General features: G+C 48.7%; 2 protein-coding genes. Both read left to right on the plus strand.

What is annotated here, in order from left to right; all coding sequences use genetic code 11:
* Nucleotides 1–453 (plus strand): IS66 family transposase (locus NOG12_RS13225; RefSeq protein ID WP_313933511.1); only part of this gene is annotated, 453 nt, incomplete at its 5' end.
* 18 nt (nucleotides 454–471) lie between these two features.
* Nucleotides 472–735 carry a transposase gene (locus tag NOG12_RS13230; RefSeq protein ID WP_014610306.1) on the plus strand — a complete coding sequence of 88 codons (264 nt, stop codon included), beginning with the start codon at nucleotides 472–474 and terminating at the stop codon, nucleotides 733–735.
* The last annotated feature ends 57 nt before the right edge of the window (nucleotides 736–792 follow it).

A 792-nucleotide genomic window follows, 5' to 3' on the forward strand; every position in this document is an offset into this window, starting at 1 on the left:
CACAGCAAACCGGTGGTTGACCGCTTCTTTACGTGGTGTGATGACACCTTGCATAACCTGACGCTGCTGCCAAAAGACCCCCTCTACAAAGCGATTGGCTATGTACGAAGCAAAGAAATGGCACTGCGTGTCTTCTTAGAAGACCCCGATGTGCCGCTGGATACAAACCATCTGGAGCGGGCGCTCAGGCCCATACCCATGGGGAGAAAAAATTGGTTGTTCTGTTGGACAGAAATCGGTGCAGAGCATGTTGGCGTTATCCAAAGCCTGATAGTCACTTGTCGATTGCATGATATCAATGTAAACGATTATCTGACCGATGTACTGCTACGTATCAGCCAACACCCTGCCAGCCTGGTACATGAACTGACGCCACGGTATTGGAAAACCCAGTTCGCCGATAATCCACTGCGTTCAGACCTCTTTGCTTTACCCGCCACTTCGGTAGAATAGCCTCCAGACGGAGGCGATATGCGCATAGAAGACCTAACCTTAGACGAATTACATGACCTGAACGAGCTCATCTGCAAGCGGATAGACTACTTACGTTTGCAAAACGACATCAATGTTCTAAGCCAGCTACGTTTAGGCCAAAAAGTCCACTTCAAGGCCAAAGAAGGCCAAGTGTTCGGCGTGGTTATCAAAATCAACAAGAAATCAGTGATGGTGGTCAGCGATGATAACCGCCAGTGGAAAATCCCACCAGGACTGGTGCAGATCATGAAAGACATCTAGCCAGGATGCTTGGCCGAAATCTATAAGGCGTCAATACGTCCTAAAATGGACGCTTAC

Source organism: Pseudidiomarina fusca (assembly GCF_032227045.1).
GTDB classification, from domain to species: Bacteria; Pseudomonadota; Gammaproteobacteria; order Enterobacterales; family Alteromonadaceae; genus Pseudidiomarina; species Pseudidiomarina fusca.

Bases quoted from the DNA above. Each gene is read 5' to 3' on its own strand.
- NOG12_RS13230 (WP_014610306.1), top strand. From the start codon at position 472: ATGCGCATAGAAGACCTAACCTTAGACGAATTACATGACCTGAACGAG.